This is a genomic window from Streptomyces sp. NPDC001002, from assembly GCF_053599215.1.
This window is the reverse complement of the sequence record NZ_JBSFLV010000008.1, coordinates 111,882-130,170: the sequence shown is the minus strand read 5'-3', so window position 1 is coordinate 130,170 and position 18,289 is coordinate 111,882. Positions and strand designations below refer to the sequence as shown.

Sequence of the window (18,289 nt, the reverse complement as noted above, 5' to 3'; positions counted from 1 at the left end):
TACGACGCAGCCCTAGAGCACGCCCTCCAGGGACAGCAATACGGTCTTGCGCTCCAAACCACCGGCATACCCGGTCAGGGAGCCGTCCGCGCCGATCACCCGATGGCAGGGCCGCACAATCAGCAAGGGATTGGCACCGATCGCACCACCCACAGCCCGCACGGCGGCCCGGGAGGCCCCGATACGCGCGGCGATCTCACCGTAGGTCGTGGTCTCCCCGTACGGCACGGACCCGAGCGCACCCCACACCCGCTCCCGGAACTCGCTCCCCTCGCTGCGCAACTCCAGCTCGAACTCCTTGAGTTCACCACCGAAGTAGGCGTCGAGCTGTTCGCCGGCGGCACGGAAGAGGTCGGGCGTGTGCAGCCAACCTTCTTGAACCGTACGGCCGTTCTTCTGCCCCGGCACGGAAAGAGAGGTCAGCGTGCCGTCGGCTCCGTCGGCCGTGAGAAGCAGCGGCCCGACAGGGCTGTCGACACTCGCGTAGCGCACAAGGCCAGTCATCAGAACTCCAACTCCCCTGCGGCACGCAGGTGTTGCAAGGCGTACGAGCGCCAGGGGCGCCAGCTGTCGGGTACGTCGAGGGCGGGCGGCGCGACATCGGGGTCGCCGAGGGCGCGGGCGCGGATCGTGGCGACCGTGGCCGCGTCCATGCCGGGCAGGGCGAGCAGGGCCGCCGCCGCGTCGTCCCGGTCGACGCCGGCATCGAGGCGTACGGCGCCGTCGGCGAGGGCTGCGGTGAGCGCGCCCAGGGTGCCGTGCGGTTCGGCCTCCGCGAGGACCGCCGGTTCGGGAAAGAGGTGGGTGAGGCTGTCGCAGGGCGCGTCGAGCCGCTTGCCGTACCGCTGGACGAGCCGTTCGGCCGCGTCCCGTCCGACCAGTGCGCGCACCGCCAGTTCGGCGGGATCGGCGGCACCGGGCGACCGTATCCCCGGCCGCGCGGCGACCATGGGCGCGAGCCGCTCGTCGCCGCCGAGCCGCTCGTCGACGGCGTACGGATCGGCGTCGAGGTCGAACAGCAGCCGCAGCCGCTGCACGGCGGTGGTCAGGTCGCGGGGGTCGGTGAGGTGCAGCCGGGCGTCGAGCCACCCACCCGGGTGAGCGCCGGTCGTGGACCGGACCGTACCGCCCCGCTCATCGACGGCGACGATGCCGGTGCCGTGCGGAAGCCGGAGAGTACGCCGGTACACGCGCCGCCCCGGCACCCCACTGACGTCCTCCACACCGGCCACGGCCTCGGCGGCGAGCAGATCGAAGACGGCACCGGCCTGATAGGGCCCGCGATGGGCAAGCCTCAACGGGATTCCGGCCGTGGGAGTGGCAACCCTCAGCCCACCCCTTCCGCCCTGGGGTGCGGCGGCCCGCAGGGCGCTGGGCGTGGCCGCGTACACGGCCCGGACGGTGTCGTTGAACTGCCGCACACTCGCGAACCCGGACGCGAACGCGATCTCCGTGATCGGCAGGTCGGTGGTCTGTACGAGCACCCGCGCGGTGTGCGCCCGCTGGGCCCGGGCGAGCGCGACGGGCCCGGCACCGAGCTCGGCGGTGAGCTGCCGCTGCACCTGCCGAGCGCTGTACCCGAGCCGTGTCGCGAGCCCGGCGACCCCTTCCCGGTCGACGACCCCGTCGCCGATCAGCCGCATCGCCCGCCCCACGACGTCCGCCCGTACGTTCCAGTCGGCGGACCCCGGCACGGCGTCGGGCCGACACCGCCGGCAGGCCCGGAACCCCGACCCCTGCGCGGCGGCGGCCGTGGCGAAGAACCGCACGTTCCGCCGCTTGGGCGTGACCGCCGGGCAGCTGGGCCGACAGTAGATCCCGGTGGTCAGCACGGCGAAGAAGAACTCCCCGTCGAACCGCCCGTCCCTGCTCCGCACGGCTTCGTACCTGCTGTCGTCGTCCATCACGGAACCAAGTCTCCGCCGGGAGAGGAGACCGGGCTAGCGGAAAACGGACGTGAAGCTTCGGAGTCTTCGCCGAGTCTGGGCGGTCCTCCTCAACGCCGGTCCGCATCTCTCAGCCCGTCCGGCGTTTGAGGACGAGGCCCCTTCAGGGCCGATAGCGGGGGCCTGGGCGACGTCACTGGTCGGTGTCGTCCTTCTTCTCGTCCTCGTCGCCTTCGCCCTCGATCACGGGGATCAGGGAGAGCTTGCCGCGGGAGTCGATCTCGGCGATCTCGACCTGGACCTTGGCGCCCACACCGAGCACGTCCTCGACGTTCTCCACGCGCTTGCCGCCGGCGAGCTTGCGGATCTGGGAGATGTGCAGCAGACCGTCCTTGCCCGGGAGCAGGGACACGAACGCACCGAAGGTGGTGGTCTTGACGACCGTACCCAGGTAACGCTCGCCGACCTCCGGCATGGTCGGGTTGGCGATGCCGTTGATCGTGGCGCGGGCGGCCTCGGCCTGCGAGCCGACCTGGGCACCGATGTAGATGGTGCCGTCGTCCTCGATCGTGATCTCGGCGCCGGTGTCCTCCTGGATCTGGTTGATCATCTTGCCCTTCGGGCCGATGACCTCGCCGATCTTGTCCACGGGGATCTTGACGGTGATGATCCGCGGGGCGTTGGGGGACATCTCGTCCGGCGTGTCGATCGCTTCCATCATCACGTCGAGGATGTGGAGGCGGGCGTCACGGGCCTGCTTGAGGGCCGCGGCCAGGACGGAGGCCGGGATGCCGTCCAGCTTGGTGTCGAGCTGGAGGGCGGTCACGAACTCCTTGGTGCCGGCGACCTTGAAGTCCATGTCACCGAAGGCGTCCTCCGCACCGAGGATGTCGGTGAGGGCGACGTAGTGCGTCTCGCCGTTGATCTCCTGGGAGATCAGGCCCATGGCGATACCGGCGACGGGGGCCTTGAGGGGCACACCGGCGTTCAGCAGCGACATGGTGGAGGCGCAGACCGAGCCCATGGACGTCGAACCGTTGGAGCCGAGGGCCTCGGAGACCTGACGGATCGCGTAGGGGAACTCCTCGCGCGTCGGCAGGACCGGGACCAGGGCGCGCTCGGCGAGCGCGCCGTGGCCGATCTCGCGGCGCTTGGGGGAGCCGACGCGGCCGGTCTCACCGACGGAGTACGGCGGGAAGTTGTAGTTGTGCATGTAGCGCTTGCGGGTCACCGGGGAGAGGGTGTCCAGCTGCTGCTCCATGCGGAGCATGTTCAGGGTGGTGACGCCCAGGATCTGGGTCTCGCCACGCTCGAACAGCGCGGAACCGTGCACGCGCGGGATGGCCTCGACCTCGGCGGCCAGGGTGCGGATGTCGGTGACACCGCGGCCGTCGATGCGCTTCTTCTCCTTGATGACGCGCTCACGGACCAGGGACTTGGTCAGCGAGCGGTACGCGGCGGAGATCTCCTTCTCGCGGCCCTCGAACTGCGGGAGCAGCTTCTCGGCGGCGAGACCCTTGACGCGGTCCAGCTCGGCCTCGCGGTCCTGCTTGCCGGCGATGGTGAGCGCCTGGGAGAGCTCGTCCTTGACGGCGGCGGTGAGCGCCTCCAGGACGTCGTCCTGGTAGTCGAGGAAGACCGGGAACTCGCCGGTGGGCTTGGCGGCCTTGGCGGCGAGGTCGGCCTGGGCCTTGCAGAGCACCTTGATGAAGGGCTTCGCGGCGTCCAGACCGGAGGCGACGACCTCCTCGGTGGGCGCCTCGGCGCCGCCCGCGACCAGCTGGATGGTCTTCTCGGTGGCCTCGGCCTCGACCATCATGATCGCGACGTCGCCGTCCTCCAGGACGCGACCGGCGACGACCATGTCGAAGACGGCGTCCTCGAGCTCGGTGTGCGTCGGGAAGGCGACCCACTGGCCGTTGATCAGCGCGACGCGGACGCCGCCGATCGGGCCGGAGAAGGGCAGGCCGGCCAGCTGGGTGGACGCGGAGGCCGCGTTGATCGCGACGACGTCGTACAGGTGGTCGGGGTTGAGCGCCATGATCGTGGCGACGACCTGGATCTCGTTGCGAAGGCCCTTCTTGAAGGACGGGCGCAGCGGGCGGTCGATCAGGCGGCAGGTGAGGATGGCGTCCTCGGAGGGACGGCCCTCACGGCGGAAGAAGCTGCCGGGGATCTTGCCGGCGGCGTACATCCGCTCCTCGACGTCCACCGTGAGGGGGAAGAAGTCGAGCTGGTCCTTGGGGTTCTTGGAGGCGGTGGTGGCCGACAGCACCATGGTGTCGTCGTCCAGGTACGCCACGGCGGAGCCGGCGGCCTGCTTGGCCAGGCGGCCCGTCTCGAAGCGGATGGTGCGGGTGCCGAAGGAACCGTTGTCAATGACGGCCTCGGCGTAGTGGGTCTCGTTCTCCACTAGCGTTTTCTCCGTTACTTTTCGTCTGCTTTTCGTCTTTTGTCCCGATCCGCCCGTGTGGCGGGGGGACATGAGCGGAGAAGCGCTCCGTCTTTTGCGGGCCGGTCTTCGATCGAAGCACCCGGGTTCGCATTGCCCGGGGGCCACTACCGAGGACCGGCGGCGCGGTGCACTTCTCCTCGTGCTGTTGCGTTGTGCTACCACACTACAAAGCGGGTGTGACACTCCGCACGTTTCCGCACGCACGGCGACATGTGCGGCGGCATATACGGCAAAGGGAGCGGTCCCCGATCGCTTCGGGAACCGCTCCCTTCACGGCGTCCTACTTGGCGCCCGCCGCACCGCGGCGGATGCCCAGGCGGTCGACCAGCGCACGGAAGCGCTGGATGTCCTTCTTGGCCAGGTACTGCAGCAGCCGGCGGCGCTGACCGACCAGGATCAGCAGACCACGACGGGAGTGGTGGTCGTGCTTGTGGGTCTTGAGGTGCTCGGTCAGGTCCGAGATGCGGCGCGAGAGCATGGCGACCTGGACCTCGGGGGAGCCGGTGTCGCCCTCCTTCTGGCCGAACTCACCGATGATCTGCTTCTTCGTGGCGGCGTCGAGCGACACGCGTACTCCTCATGGTCTGTGTGCCTTCGAGTGCCCCCGGTCTAAGTCTCGGGGGAGCTTCGGTGACTCGTCAGGCGGAAAGGCCGTGACACAAACGGCCGTCACTCAGGGTACCAGCAGCCGGTGGGCGCCCTTACCAGCTCCGCGAACCCCGGAGGACGGGCGTACCAGGTCACTAAGGTTGACACACGGATCACGTCGGGAAGGGGTCGCTGCGGCATGGCGGAGACGGAAGACCAGATCAAGGCACGCAAGGAGCGGGAGCGCGACGAGCTGTACGCGCTCGACATCTCCGGCGTCGAGTGGCGCAGCGCGCCCGGTACCGAGGAGCACGAGGAGCGGGTCGAGATCGCCGACCTTCCCGACGGGGCGGTCGCCATGCGGTCCTCGCTCGACCCGGACACCGTGCTGCGCTACACCGAGGCGGAGTGGCGGGCCTTCGTGCTCGGCGCGCGGGACGGCGAGTTCGACCTGGAGCCGACCACGCGCAACGGTGGCCTGCCGGCGGAGTGAGCACGCGCGCGTAAGGCGAACGCGAGAAGGAGTAAGGGGCGGCACCCACGGGTGCCGCCCCTTACTCCTTCTCCTACGGCCCTCAGTGCTTCAGCCCCGCGGTGCCGTAGCCGACGGTCACCAGGACCGGGTCCTTCGGGGACTTGTCGTCGCGGGAGAGTTCGCGCTTGGCGAAGAAGACACGGCCCTGTTCGTAGACCATGTCCGACTGTTCCGGGTCGCCGAGTGCGGAGTCGTCGTCCTCCGGCAGGCTGAACAGCAGCAGCGGGGTCTCCCGGTCCGTACGGGCGTTCCAGCTCACCACGGCCGCCGACTGGAAGCCGGTGCGGCCCTGGCGGAAGATCAACAGCTCGTCGCCGTTCATCCGGAGCGGGAAGACCTGCTGGAACGGGCGTCCGTCGAACTTCCCCTGCCCCCGGCCGGTCTTGAGGTCGAACGCCACGATCCAGTCCGCGGGCTGGTCGACGTCGGTGCCCTCCTTGCTGGTGACGTATGCCTGGGTGGGACCCACGACCACGCCGTCGCAGTTCTCCAGCGTGCCGAAGTACGAGCTGCCGAAGTACCGGTCGTCGCACTTCGCGTCGTAGCCGCCCAGCGAGATGGTCGCCCGGTGCTTGCCGTCGTCGTCGAGCGTGATCAGGTCGGTGACCAGGCTGTCACCGGCCGCCACGGCGAGGACGGGCGGGTCCGACGAGGGCAGATAGACGTCCTGCACACCGCTCGCGAGTCGGTACGTCCACTGCGCCTTGCCGGTGCGCGGGTCCAGCCGCTGCACCTCGTACCGCGTGTCGGGCAGCTCGCCGCAGGCTTCGAGCGCGAGGAGCTCGCGCCCGCCGGCGAAGCCCTTGTCCTCGCACTCGGACGTGGAGGTGCCGTTCCAGAGCTGCTTGCCGCTCTTCATGTCGTACGCCACCGAGCCGCGCCCCCAGCCCACCGCGACGACACCCTTGGCCAGGGTGATGTTCGTGTTGGTCACGAACGCGGCGCGGGCCGACGGCATCGTCTTCTGCCAGAGCTTCTTGCCGGTGTCGAGGTCGAGGAGGACGACCTGGTCGCACACGCCCTCGGACTTGGCGCCCTCGGGCTGCGGGGGCTGGACGACGACCGCGGTACGGCCGTCGGCGGTGACGTGGTCGGTGACCGCGCAGAGATGGCCGCCCAGGTCGAGGGTCCAGGCCTTGTCGCCGCTCTCGTCGCCGATGCGGTAGCCGTCGACGCGGGTGGCGATGCCCTTGGCGAGGATCGTGCCGGTGGCCCAAGTGCCGGGTGCGTAGCGGGGATCGGTGTCGGGGCGATCGGCGAGGCCCTCCTCGCTGAACTCCAGCACGTTCTGCCCCTCGGGCGACACGGGGCGCTTCTCGACCGTTTCCCTGACGTCGTCCGGGGCCTGCACGACCGCGGCCGTCTTCTGGTCGTCCGGCCCGTCGTCGCCTGACATCAGGAGCCAGCCGCCGAGGCCTCCGACGGCGACCACGGCGGCCGTCACGGCGCCCAGCAGACGGATACGGCGATGCCTGCGGGCCCGGTCGGCCGCCAGCGTGGACTGGGTGTAGATCGAGGGAGGTGGGCCGAAGCTCACGCGGAGAAGTCCTTTTCGGTCAGATTCCGTCGGGGGGTGGTCGGAGCGGCCCCCACTATGCCCGCCGCCTGGTGGAGCGCCCGGCGCGGGGTGGGACGGCGTTTCCTCAACACCCTTGCAGGGAACGCCTCTTCGGGTGTAAGCGCAGGCACCGCGGTGTCGATTCCTGTCCGGCACGTTCACGGTTCGTGCCCGGTTTGTTCACCGATACGGCAGCTGGGTACGGCACTTCTGGGCTGGTTGTGACACACCGGGAAGGCGCTCAGGGGTGGACGGGCCTGCCGAGGTGTGGCCCCTGGTGATTAGGCTGGGAGGGGGCGCGTCGCCATGACCCGTGGACGGGCGGCGGTGTCCCAGGGGGAGAGCCGGTGGATCGGACTACCTCGGACAACGTAAGGACGACAAGCGATGGTCGCCCCGGCATGGCATGAGGGTGCTCGACCACACCAGGAGGAATTGTGAGCAGCGATCGGGACGGGAACCGCGGGGGCTGGGCCACACCCGGCGACGACCAGCCCGACGCGGAGGCCTCCGTCGAGACGACCGGCGAGTTCACCATCGATTACGCGCCGCCCGCCTGGTACACGCAGAACGCGTCCGGGGGGTCGGGGTCGGCATCCGGATCGGGATCGGCATCCGGATCAGGCTCGGATTCGGGATCGGGATCGGGATCGGGATCGGGATCGGGATCGGGATCGGGATCGGGATCGGGATCGGGATCGGGATCGGGATCGGATTCAGGCTCGCAAGAGGCGCAGGGGCAGGGTTCCGGGCAGGGGCAGGGTTCCGGGCAGGGGCAGGGTTCCGGGCAGGGGCCGGGGCAGGTTCCTGGTCAGGGGTCCGGGCAGGTGCCTGGGCAAGTGCCCGGACGCGGGGCCAACCCCGGTGCGCCGGCCGTCGGGCTCTCTCCGGCGGACTACTCCGCGCTGCCGGGGCTGACTCCGCCTGCGCATTCGCTGCCGCAGCCGCCCAGGTCTGGTGCCTCCAGTGGTCCGGCCTCCATTCCGGCTCCGGCTCCGGGGGCTCCGTTCACGCCGCCTGCGCCGCCTGCGCCCGCGCCAGGAGCTCCTTTCACGCCGCCTGCGCCGCCCGCGCCGGCGCCTGGGGGTGCCTTCACTCCCCCGGCCGCTCCCCCTGCGCCGCCCGCACCTGTGCCGGGGGCTCCTTTCGCGCCGCCCGTCACGCCGGCCGCGCCGGTGATCGGCGGGCCGGGGGCGGTGCCCAAGCTTCCGACGGGCAGTGGATTCGAGCCGCAGGGGTCGCAGCCGACGCCGGGGGCCGTGCCCTCCGCTGCTCCGGTTCCCGCTCCGGCTCCGGCTCCGGCTCCGACGACAACTCCGGCTCCGGCTCCGGCTCCGATCGTGGACGTCTCTTCTCCGACTGCCGTGCCGAACATTCCCGTCGTCGGAGTCCAGCCGCTCGTTGGTCCTTCCGACGCGGCCTCGGCTTCCGGGGACGAGTCCGAGAACGGTGATCTGGAGAGCGGCGCGACCATGCGCATCTCGCCCGTCGCCCTGAAGCGGGACTTCGCGGAACGCGCCGCTGCCGCTGCCGCTGCTGCTGCCGCCGAGGAGGAGGCGGAGGGTGCCGGAGAGGTCGTTGCGACCGACGGACAGGACGAAGCCCAGGCCGCGGAGCCTTCGGCGGTTGAGCCGGAGGAAGCGGAAGCGGAGGCGGAGGCTGACGCCGGGGACGAGCCCGAGGCGGACGCGGAAGTCACTCCGGACGCTGACGCCGACGCTGACGTCGAGGTCGAGACCGACATCGCGTCGGACACCGAGACTGAGCCCGCTGCGGAGACCAAGGCCGAGCCGGCAGAGGCCGAACCCCAAAACACGGCACCTACCGACACCGAGCTCTCGGGCCCGGCGACCGACGATGCGACGACCGAGGACCCGGTCGCCGAAGGCTCCGTCGCCGAAGACTCCCCCGCCGAGGACGTCGTAGACGAAGACCTCGTAGACGAGAACCCGGTAGCCGAGAACGCCGTAGACGAAGAAGCCGCACCCGCAGACGCCGTCGCTCAGGACAACGAGTCGCAGGACGACGCCCCGAACGAGGAGCAGCCGCAAGCCGACGCTCCCCAGGCCGCCGCGGCAGAACCGCAGGACGCTCCGCCGACCGGGCCGCCCGTCTGGACTCCCCCGCCGGCGCCGCAGAGCGGGTTGCCGCCCCTGCCGCCGTCGTACCAACTCGCCGCGCCCGCACCGGCGGCCGAGTGGCCCGCGCAGCCTCAGCCGCCACAGCAGGCGGAGCCGGTCGCGCCCGCGCAGCCGGAGCCGGCCGCCGCACAGGCCCAGCCGCCCGTGCCGCCGTTCCAGCCGCAGGCCCCGCAGCCCGCCCCCGCGGCCTGGAACCCGCCGCCGCAGCAGCCCCCGACCCAACAGCCGGCCGGCGAGGGCCACCCCCAGCCGACCCCGCCCGCCCCCAACACCTCCGGCGCGTACGGCTTTCCGCACCCGGGCGCCCCTGCGGCCCCTCAGGCTCCCGCCGACGCACCCCCGCCGAACGGCTACGGCTTCCCGCAACCGCCGGCGCCCAACACCCCCAACGCACCTAGCGGTTACGGCTTCCCGCAGCCCCCGGCCGCCAACACACCGCCCGCCCAGCCCACCCCTGCGGCCCCGCAGGCACAGGCCGACGCACCCCCGCCCAACGGCTACGGCTTCCCGCACCCCGGAGCGCCCGCGCAGGCGCCCGCGGCGCCGCAGCCTCCCGCGGACGCGCCCCCCGGCGGCTACGGCTTCCCCCAGCCGCCGGTTCCCAACACGGCGGCCGTCCCGCCCGCGCCTGCCCCCGCAGCGCCGCAGGCTCCCGCCGACGTACCCCCGAGCGGCTACGGATTCCCGCAGCCCCCGGCACCCAACACCCCCAACGCGCCCGGCGGTTACGGCTTCCCGCAGCCGCCCGCGCCCCAAGCCCAGCCCCAGCCCCAGCCCCAGCCCCAACCGGGCGTCCCCCCGCACGCGCAGCCGCAGGCTCACCCGCAGGCCGCGCAGCCTCCGCAGAACCCCCAGTTCCCGCAGGCCCCTCACGCGCCCCAGAACCCGCAGGACCCCCAACACCCGCAAGCGCCCCACACTCCCCAACCCCCGCAGGCTGCCCAGCCCGCGCCCCAGGACCCGCACGCTGCGCAGGCTCCCCACGCGCCGCAGCCCCAGCAACCCCCCGTCGACCCCCGCACCGGCACCTCCTGGCCGCAGCCCATGCAGCACGATCAGCGGCAGATGACCAACCCCGGGGCCGCGCCGCTGGGTTACACCGCTGCCGTGGAGCTGTCGTCCGATCGGCTGCTCAACAACAAGAAGCAGAAGGCGAAGAGCGGTCGGCCGGGGGCCGCGCCGTCGCGGTTCAAGATCGGCGGGAAGAAGGAAGAGGCCGAGCGGCAGCGGAAGTTGGAGCTGATCCGCACGCCCGTGCTGTCCTGCTACCGGATCGCCGTCATCAGCCTCAAGGGCGGTGTCGGCAAGACCACGACCACCACCGCGCTCGGCTCGACGCTCGCCACCGAACGGCAGGACAAGATCCTCGCCATCGACGCCAACCCGGACGCCGGTACGCTCGGTCGCCGCGTGCGGCGGGAGACCGGGGCCACCATCCGTGACCTCGTCCAGGCGATCCCGTACCTCAACTCCTATATGGACATCCGGCGGTTCACGTCCCAGGCCTCGTCCGGTCTGGAGATCATCGCCAACGACGTCGACCCGGCCGTGTCGACCACGTTCAACGACGAGGACTACCGGCGCGCGATCGACGTGCTCGGCAAGCAGTACCCGGTGATCCTCACCGACTCGGGCACCGGTCTGCTCTACAGCGCCATGCGCGGGGTGCTCGACCTCGCCGACCAGCTCATCATCATCTCGACGCCGTCGGTGGACGGGGCGAGCAGCGCCAGTACGACGCTGGACTGGCTTTCCGCGCACGGGTACGCGGATCTCGTGTCGCGGTCCATCACCGTCATCTCCGGTGTGCGCGAGACCGGCAAGATGATCAAGGTCGAGGACATCGTCAGCCATTTCGAGACGCGCTGCCGCGGTGTCGTGGTCGTGCCCTTCGACGAGCATCTCGCCGCCGGTGCCGAGGTCGACCTCGACATGATGCGGCCGAAGGTGCGCGAGTCGTACTTCAACCTCGCCGCGATGGTCGCCGAGGACTTCGTCCGCCACCAGCAGGCGCACGGCCTGTGGACCAGCGACGGGAACCCGCCGCCGGTCGCGGCCCCGCCGCTGCCGGGACAGCAGTACCAGCAGGTTCCGGGCCAGCAGCCCTATCCGCAGCAGGGGCAGCCGCCCTACCCGGGGCAGCAGCAGCCTCCCGCGCAGCCGGGCCCGTACCCGCCGCAGCAGCCCCAGCCGCCCCAGCCCGGCCAGCCGCAGCCCGGTCAGCCGTACGCCCAGCCGGGGCAGCCCTATCCCCCGCAGCAGCCGGGACAGCCGTATCCGCCGGCCGGTTACGGTTACCCGCAGCAGCCGGACGGGCAGGTACCGCCCCCGCCGCCCCAGCAGTAGGCGGGCACGGACAGACGAAGGGCGGCCGGTGTCATCAAGACATCGGCCGCCCTTCGGCGTTCGTTCCGTTCCGTTCCGTGCCGCTCAGGGAGCGGGAGCGGCTACTCCGCCGCCGAGATCAGCTCCCGGCACCGCTTCACGTCCTCCGCCATCTGCACGAGCAGCGCGTCGAGGGACGCGAACTTCGCCTGGCCGCGCACGAAGGCGAGGAAGTCCACGGCGACGTGCAGGCCGTACAGGTCGAGGCCGACGCGGTCGATGGCGTACGCCTCCACCGTGCGCTCGGTGCCGTCGAACTGCGGGTTCGTGCCGACGGAGATCGCGGCCGGCATCGCCTCGCCCTGCGCGTGCAGCCAGCCGGCATAGACGCCGTCGGCGGGGATGGCGGTGTGCGGCAGGGTCTCGACGTTGGCCGTGGGGAAGCCGAGTTCGCGGCCGCGCTGGGCGCCGCGTACGACCACGCCCTCCACGCGGTGCGGGCGGCCCAGGATCTCGGCGGCGCCCTCGACCTCGCCCTCGGCCACCAGGCGCCGGGTCAGGGTGGAGGAGAAGGGCTCGCCGCCGCCCGCCTCGCCGGTCACGTATAGGTCTACGACCTCGACCTCGAAGTCGTAGACCTTGCCCCGCTCGATCAGGAACTCCACGTTTCCGGCGGCCTTGTGGCCGAAGCGGAAGTTCGGGCCCTCGACGACCGCCTTGGCGTGCAGCTTGTCGACCAGGACCTTGACGACGAAGTCGGCGGGCGTGAGCTTCGAGAACTCGGTGGTGAAGGGGAGGATCAGCAGCTCGTCCACGCCCAGCTCGGCCATGAGTTCGGCGCGGCGGTGGTGCGGGGCGAGCAGCGGGGGGTGGCTGCCGGGGCGGACGACCTCGCTGGGGTGCGGGTCGAAGGTGACGACGACGGAGGGGACGCCCAGCTCACGGGCGCGTTCCACGGCATGCCGGATGATCAGCTGGTGCCCGCGGTGGACCCCGTCGTAGGAACCGATGGTGACGACGCTGCGCCCCCAGTCCTCGGGGATGTCCTCCAAGCCACGCCAGCGCTGCACTGTGACCGCTCTCCTCGAACCCGTGTCCGTATCTACCGACCTGTTACGCAGGTCTAAGGGTGCCATGCCGGGCGCCGCCCGCCCGCATCGGCATAGGGGCTGTGACCCGATGCACGCGGCGAGGGGCTCAGGCGGGCACGCGGACGCCGGACAGGTTCTCGATCATGCGGCGGGTGCTCGGGCCGACCACGGCGGCCCAGGCCTGCGGGGTGTCGGTCAGCCAGCCCGCCATCCGCGCCGCGAAGCCGGGCACATGCCGGCCCAGGTCGACCAGGCCGCGGTCGAAACGGGCCGCGCCGTCCGGGGTGCGGACCAGGAGGAGGCCGGTGCGATGGACGAGGTCGCGCACGTCGTCGCCGTCCTGCCGGGCGGTGGCGTGCAGCAGTGCGTCGAGGACGGCCGGGGCGTGTTCGTGGGCCAGGAGGAATTCGAGGAGTTCGTGGCGCAGGGGGCGGGAGACCGGGGTGCCCGGGGCGGCGAGTACGGCGGCCAGCGCGGCCCGCACGCCCTCCTGACCGCCGTCCAGCAGACCGGTGACCAGCGGCTGCAGCACGGACCGGGCCGCCGGACCCTGGTCCAGGCACCGGTCCACGTACGCGGCCACATCGGCGGCCGTCTCCGGGCGCCGCTCGACGGCCTCGCGGACGAGGTCGGCGACCCGGCGGGCCAGCGGGGGCGTGGTGACATCGGCGAGGGTGCGCAGCGCGTGTCCGCCGTCGGCGCGCCGCAGCCGTTCCCGGAAGGCGTCCAGGACCGGCTCGGGGTGGGTGGTGAGGGCGGCGATCAGCGCGTTCGGCGGGAGGTGCGGGTCGCCGGCCGCGAAGTGCCGCAGTGCCTGCGGGAGATGACGGGCACGCGTGCGTGGATCGCGGACCAGGAGGGCGAGTGCGCCGCCGTGCAGGGTGCAGTCGGCGGGCCGGGCGAGGAGGAACTGGGCCGCGTAGCGCAGGAGTTCACGGTCGGCCTCGGTCCGTACGTGCGGGGCGGCGCGCAGCCCGTAGGCGATCGCCGCCACCCGCCGCGACGGCCGCTCGTCATGCGCCCACCGGTCCACGGCCCGGCACACGGCCGACGGTTCGTCCTCCGCCAGCACGGCCAGCAACTCGTCCGCCCGCCGATGCGCACTCTCGACGAGCACCTCGGTCAAGTCGTCGAGGGCGAGATGCCGGTGCGTGTGCAACAACGCCTGCGCGGCCTTCGCGACACTCGCGTGCGGGGTCGCGGGCAACGACCGGTCGTCGTCGAACCAGCGGGTGAGCAGCGGTTGTACGACGGTGGGGTCGGCGGCGAGCAGCCGGGAGGTCTCGTCGAGGAAGCGGGGCGCGGTGTCCGGACCGTTGCCCGAACTGCCTTCCTTCGGTGGGCCGTCGGCGAGCACGAGCCGTCGGAGCAGGTCGAATTGATCGGCGTCCGAGAGGCGCAGGCCGGTCCAGAAAGCGGGAGTCAGGGCCTGGCTGCCGCCCTCCCCGCGCGCCCTCACCACCAGCTCCGCCAGCGACCGCAACGGCTCCAGATAGGGGGTCGCGTCCGGTACCCGCGTCAGAGTCTCCGCGAGGAGTGCGATGGCCCACCACGAGTCCGGGTCAGTCTCCAAAGCCTGGGTCAACTCGTCGAGGCGGAGGGCGAGTTGGGGCGTGCCGTGCTGGCGGGCCAGGAGGAGCAGGGACTGGACGACGGGGCCGATGCGGTGGTGCGGGACGGGCAGGGGGCGGATGTTCTGCGGGGTGCGGCGACGGTGGACCAGCGCGCGCAGAGCCCCGTCCAGGTCGAGGTGGACGCCTTGGATCCAGTCGGCGAGCTCCTCGTGGGCGAAGCGGTAGCCACCGCCGGCCGGCACGAGGAGGCCTTCGGTGAGGACGGCGGACGCCCACCCGGTACCGCCACCGAGCCGTGCCGGGGCCGGTCCCCAGGGGAACACCGCCTCGAACGACCGTCGGTCCAACTCCCCCTGCCCCGGCCCGAGACTGCGCCGGGCCGCCTCGTGCACCTGCCCGGAGACCTTGGCGGCGAGCCGGCGTACGGCGGTCCCGCGCAGGCCGTTCTCGGCGGCGAGGCGGACGGCGATCCGCAGGCACATCAGGTCCAGGTAGGCCGAGAAGACCTCGTCGCGATCCACGCGTGCGTGCGGGGCGTCGGGGAGAGCGGCGCGGACCTCTGAGAGCAAGCGGAGGGTGAGGGGGTGCCGGGCATCGGGTGCGTCCAGGACACCTTCCGGGATGCCGTAACGGGCACGGGCGCGCTCGGCTTCGTCGGGGGTGAGGTCGTCGAGGTGGACGCAGGGTGGGAGGCGCGGGGCGTCACACCCTTCGCTCTCAGCGCCCTCGACTTGGCTTTCAGGTCCGTCGGGCCCACCGGACAACGCCCGACGATGCAGAACCTCCCCCGGAAACTCCGCCCCCGCCCCCTCCCAGTACTCCGCCCGGCACGCCACCACCAACCGCGCCCCGGTCTCCCCCAGCCACTCCGCGGTCCCCCTCGTCCACTCCCCCAACCGGTGCGCCAGGACCGACGGCATCTCCTCGGGACCGTCGAGGAGGAGCAGCAGGGGGCGGCCCGCCGCGCGGGCGACGCGGGCCAGGCGGTGGGGCGTGATGTCACCGAGTTCGCCGAGCGAGACTCCCTCGACGGCACCGCCGCCCGCATCGCCCGCCGAACGCCCCACGCTCCCGAAGCGCCCCTCCCCCGCCGCCACGATCCGCCCCGCCCGAGCCAGCGCCCGCGTCACCGCGTCCGCGAGCGACACGTCCTCGTCGTGCAGATCCGCCCCGCGCAGCCACAACGTGGGGGCCGGTTCAGATGCGCGGTGGCGGCGGGCGGCGAGGGCCGCGAGTTCCGTCGTACGGCCGCTGCCCGGTGCTCCGACGAGGGCGAGGACCGTGGCCGGGCCCCGCGCGAAGGCGGTGAACTCCCTTGCCGTGGCCGCCCGTTCGACCGGTTCCACCGAGCCGAGGGCGTCGGCGTCCGCGCGGCCGACGTATCCGGCGAGGGTGCCCGGTGGGCCGTCCTGGCCGACCGAGGTGGCCGTCAGTTCGAGGACACCGGCGAGGTTGAGGTCGGCGCCGTAGGCAGGCACGGTGGCCGCGTTCTCGGTGAGCAGGTCGGCGAGCGGGCCCGCTACGGGGCGCAGGGGCACGGCGAAACCCGTGTCCCGGTGGCCGTTGTGCAGGGCGGTGCCCAGGACGCCGAGCACGGCGCCGGTCGCGGGGTCGAGGACCGGTCCGCCGGCCGCCCCGCCGCCCAGCCGCAGCGCGTCCCGGCCCGTCGTGCCGATGGCCAACTCCAGGGCGTCGTCCAGGAGATGGAAGCGGTCGGTCGCGGTGTACGTCACGGACGTCGTGCCCAGCACCCGCGCCTCGCGCCAGCAGCCGGCGGCGATCCGGACGTACGCGCCGGTCTCGATGTCGTCCCGCGCGCTGACCGGCAGCGGGTCCGCGCCGAGGCCCTCGGTGCGGACCAGGGCGAGGTTCAGGTCGGGCAGCGCGGTCACCGCGTCCGCGGTCACCAGGCAGCTGCGGTCGCCGGCGGCGTACAGGATCAGCCGGGACAGGCCGTCGACCGCTTCGTGACTGGTGATCACCGTGCCGTGGTGGTCGGCCAGGAAGCCGGTGCCGCGGGGGCGTCCGGCGAGGTCGCGTACGCGGATCAGGGAGTCGTCGCCGCCCGGCGCCGGCTCCTCCTCGCGGGCCCTGTCGCGTGCCGCGGGCCGCGGGCCCCGTCCCGCCATGATCGACCTCCCCGCCGTACACCTGTGCCCTGTCTTCGACGGTAGGCGCGGGGTGATCGGCGGGACAGATCGCGTGTCGAAAGCGCCCCCTTCCGCTCCCTCGGTTCACTCCGAGCGCCTGCCCGGACGGGTGAATAGGCAGGGGGCGATGGATACACCCTAGGGGTGGGGGAACCGAGGGGGACCGTGGAGCGGCGGCACATTTCGACCCCGTGATCGCCGCTCCACGGGCGGGGTAGGACCGACCCGGCCCGGCCGTGCGTCAGCGGAAGACGGCCGGGCATCAGCAAAAAGCGACCGTGCCTCAGCCGAAGACGGCCAGGCTCTTCGCCTTGCCGTTCTGCTCCTCCACCAGCGCGAGGAAGGTGCCCGCGGGGTCGAAGACGGCGACGGCGCCCCGGCCCGCGTACTCCTCGGGCAGCTCCAGCCGTACGCCGTTGGTGAGCAGCCGGGCCCTTCTCGTGTCCACGTCCCAGCGCGGGAACGCGGCCGCGGCCGCCTCGGCGAGCGGCAGCACGGTCAGCTCCTGCTGGAGCTGGTCCAGCGTCTTCGCGGTGTCCAGCTTGTAGGGGCCGACGCGGGTGCGGCGCAGCGCGGTCAGATGGCCGCCGACACCGAGCCCGGCGCCCAGGTCACGGGCGAGGGCGCGGATGTAGGTGCCGGAGGAGCAGACGACGGAGACGACCAGGTCGAGGACGGGGGTGCCGTCCTCGGCGACGGCCTCCCGGACGTCGTACACCGCGAAGGAGGAGATGGTGACCGGGCGGGCCGGGATCTCGAAGTCCTCGCCGTCACGGGCGCGCTTGTAGGAGCGCACGCCGTCGATCTTGATGGCGCTGACCTTGGACGGCACCTGCATGATCTCGCCGCTGAGCTCGGCGATCCCGGCGTCGACGGCCTCGCGGGTGACCTTCGAGGCGTCGACCGACCCCGTGATCTCGCCCTCGGCGTCGTCCGTGACCGTCGTCTGCCCGAGCCGGATCGTGCCCAGGTACTCCTTCTCCGTCAGTGCCAGATGGCCGAGGAGCTTTGTCGCCTTCTCGACTCCGAGGACGAGCACGCCCGTCGCCATGGGGTCGAGCGTTCCCGCGTGCCCGACGCGGCGGGTGCGGGCGATACCCCGCATCTTGGCGACCACGTCGTGCGAGGTGAAGCCCGACGGCTTGTCCACGATGACAAGGCCGTCGGGCGTCCGGATCTTCTCGGTCATTCGGCGGCGTCGTCCTCGTCGTCCTCGCCCGGCTTCTTGTACGGGTCGGCGTCACCGGCGTAGGCGGCGCCCGCCGAGACCTCGCGGACCTTCTCGTCGGACTGCCGGGCCCGGTCGAGGAGGTCCTCGATGGTCTTGGCGTTGTCCGGCAGGGCGTCCGCGACGAAGGCGAGCGTCGGCGTGAACTTCACGCCGGCCGCCGCGCCGACGGCCGAGCGGAGCACGCCCTTGGCGCTCTCCAGCCCTGCGGCCGCTGCCGCGCGGTCCTCGTCGTCCCCGTACACGGTGTAGAAGACGGTCGCCTCCCTCAGGTCCCCGGTGACCCGGGTGTCCGTGATGGTGACGTGCGAGCCGAGCCGCGGGTCCTTGATCCCGCGCTGCAGCTTCTGGGCCACCACCTCTCGGATGAGGTCCGCCAGCCTCTTGGCGCGCGCGTTGTCGGCCACTGGTCCGTCTCCTTAGTAACTACGTCGTGCTGCTTGCTTCAGTCTTCGTCGCTGTGGAGCCTGCGTCGAACCGAGAGCAGTTCCACCTCGGGCCGCCCGGCGACCAGCCGTTCACAGCGGTCCAGTACGTCGGTGAGGTGTCCCGTGTCCCCGGAGACCACCGCGAGCCCGATCTCGGCCCTGCGGTGGAGGTCCTGATTGCCCGTCTCCGCCGCGCTCACCGCGTACTTGCGCTGGAGTTCGGCCACGATCGGACGGACGAGAGAGCGTTTCTCCTTCAGCGAGTGGACGTCGCCGAGGAGCAGATCGAAGGACAGAGTCCCCACATACATGTGTGCCCGGATGTCCCGC

Annotated in this window: 12 protein-coding genes and 1 pseudogene; 3 read left to right on the top strand and 10 right to left on the bottom strand. The window is 72.0% G+C overall.

The features are described 5' to 3' along the window. Positions 1-12 precede the first annotated feature (12 nt). The 4 genes from ACWDR3_RS06865 to rpsO form a co-directional block, all read right to left on the bottom strand. Positions 13-504 carry a methylated-DNA--[protein]-cysteine S-methyltransferase gene (locus ACWDR3_RS06865; RefSeq protein ID WP_450351398.1) on the bottom strand — a complete coding sequence of 164 codons (492 nt, stop codon included), beginning with the start codon at positions 502-504 and terminating at the stop codon, positions 13-15. Then, positions 504-1,904 carry a bifunctional transcriptional activator/DNA repair enzyme AdaA gene (locus tag ACWDR3_RS06860; RefSeq protein ID WP_450351413.1) on the bottom strand — a complete coding sequence of 467 codons (1,401 nt, stop codon included), beginning with the start codon at positions 1,902-1,904 and terminating at the stop codon, positions 504-506. Before ACWDR3_RS06860 ends, ACWDR3_RS06865 begins: the two co-directional genes overlap by 1 nt. 175 nt (positions 1,905-2,079) lie before the next feature. Next, positions 2,080-4,299 (bottom strand): polyribonucleotide nucleotidyltransferase, encoded by a 2,220-nt coding sequence (locus ACWDR3_RS06855; protein ID WP_450351397.1) that lies wholly within the window; start codon positions 4,297-4,299, stop codon positions 2,080-2,082. A 322-nt stretch (positions 4,300-4,621) separates the two neighbouring features. Next, positions 4,622-4,909 (bottom strand): 30S ribosomal protein S15, encoded by a 288-nt coding sequence (gene rpsO / locus ACWDR3_RS06850; protein ID WP_073494901.1) that lies wholly within the window; start codon positions 4,907-4,909, stop codon positions 4,622-4,624. A 219-nt stretch (positions 4,910-5,128) separates the two neighbouring features. Between rpsO and ACWDR3_RS06845 the strand changes: the two genes are divergently transcribed. After that, positions 5,129-5,422: a DUF397 domain-containing protein gene (locus ACWDR3_RS06845; protein WP_450351396.1), complete on the top strand. Its 294-nt coding sequence runs from the start codon at positions 5,129-5,131 to the stop codon at positions 5,420-5,422. Between the two features lie 82 nt (positions 5,423-5,504). Here ACWDR3_RS06845 and ACWDR3_RS06840 read toward each other — a convergent pair whose 3' ends face one another. Further along, positions 5,505-7,001 (bottom strand): outer membrane protein assembly factor BamB family protein, encoded by a 1,497-nt coding sequence (locus tag ACWDR3_RS06840; RefSeq protein ID WP_450351395.1) that lies wholly within the window; start codon positions 6,999-7,001, stop codon positions 5,505-5,507. 458 nt (positions 7,002-7,459) lie between these two features. Between ACWDR3_RS06840 and ACWDR3_RS06835 the strand changes: the two are divergent. Together ACWDR3_RS06835 and ACWDR3_RS06830 are read left to right on the top strand one after the other, a co-directional pair. Continuing rightward, positions 7,460-7,540 (top strand): annotated as a pseudogene (locus ACWDR3_RS06835) (hypothetical protein); the annotation flags it as partial. A gap of 846 nt (positions 7,541-8,386) precedes the next feature. After that, positions 8,387-11,509: a nucleotide-binding protein gene (locus ACWDR3_RS06830; RefSeq protein ID WP_450351412.1), complete on the top strand. Its 3,123-nt coding sequence runs from the start codon at positions 8,387-8,389 to the stop codon at positions 11,507-11,509. Positions 11,510-11,610: 101 nt separating this feature from the next. Here the strand turns inward: ACWDR3_RS06830 and ACWDR3_RS06825 are convergent, their stop codons facing one another. From ACWDR3_RS06825 to ACWDR3_RS06805, 5 genes are all read right to left on the bottom strand, one after another. Next, positions 11,611-12,558, bottom strand: coding sequence for a bifunctional riboflavin kinase/FAD synthetase (locus tag ACWDR3_RS06825; protein ID WP_450351393.1), 948 nt, complete (start codon positions 12,556-12,558; stop codon positions 11,611-11,613). Between the two features lie 127 nt (positions 12,559-12,685). Beyond that, entirely contained in the window at positions 12,686-16,282 is a 3,597-nt protein-coding gene (locus ACWDR3_RS06820; protein ID WP_450351391.1) for a trypsin-like peptidase domain-containing protein, read from the bottom strand. A gap of 304 nt (positions 16,283-16,586) precedes the next feature. After that, positions 16,587-17,492, bottom strand: a complete 906-nt coding sequence (gene truB, locus ACWDR3_RS06815; protein WP_450351389.1) for a tRNA pseudouridine(55) synthase TruB — start codon at positions 17,490-17,492, stop codon at positions 16,587-16,589. Next, complete coding sequence (gene rbfA, locus ACWDR3_RS06810) at positions 17,489-17,938, bottom strand: 30S ribosome-binding factor RbfA (RefSeq protein ID WP_123997352.1); 450 nt, start codon at positions 17,936-17,938, stop codon at positions 17,489-17,491. Before rbfA ends, truB begins: the two co-directional genes overlap by 4 nt. Before the next feature lie 38 nt (positions 17,939-17,976). Continuing rightward, a complete protein-coding gene (locus ACWDR3_RS06805; protein ID WP_018531172.1) occupies positions 17,977-18,270 on the bottom strand; it encodes a DUF503 domain-containing protein in 294 nt (97 codons plus the stop codon). Positions 18,271-18,289: the final 19 nt, after the last annotated feature.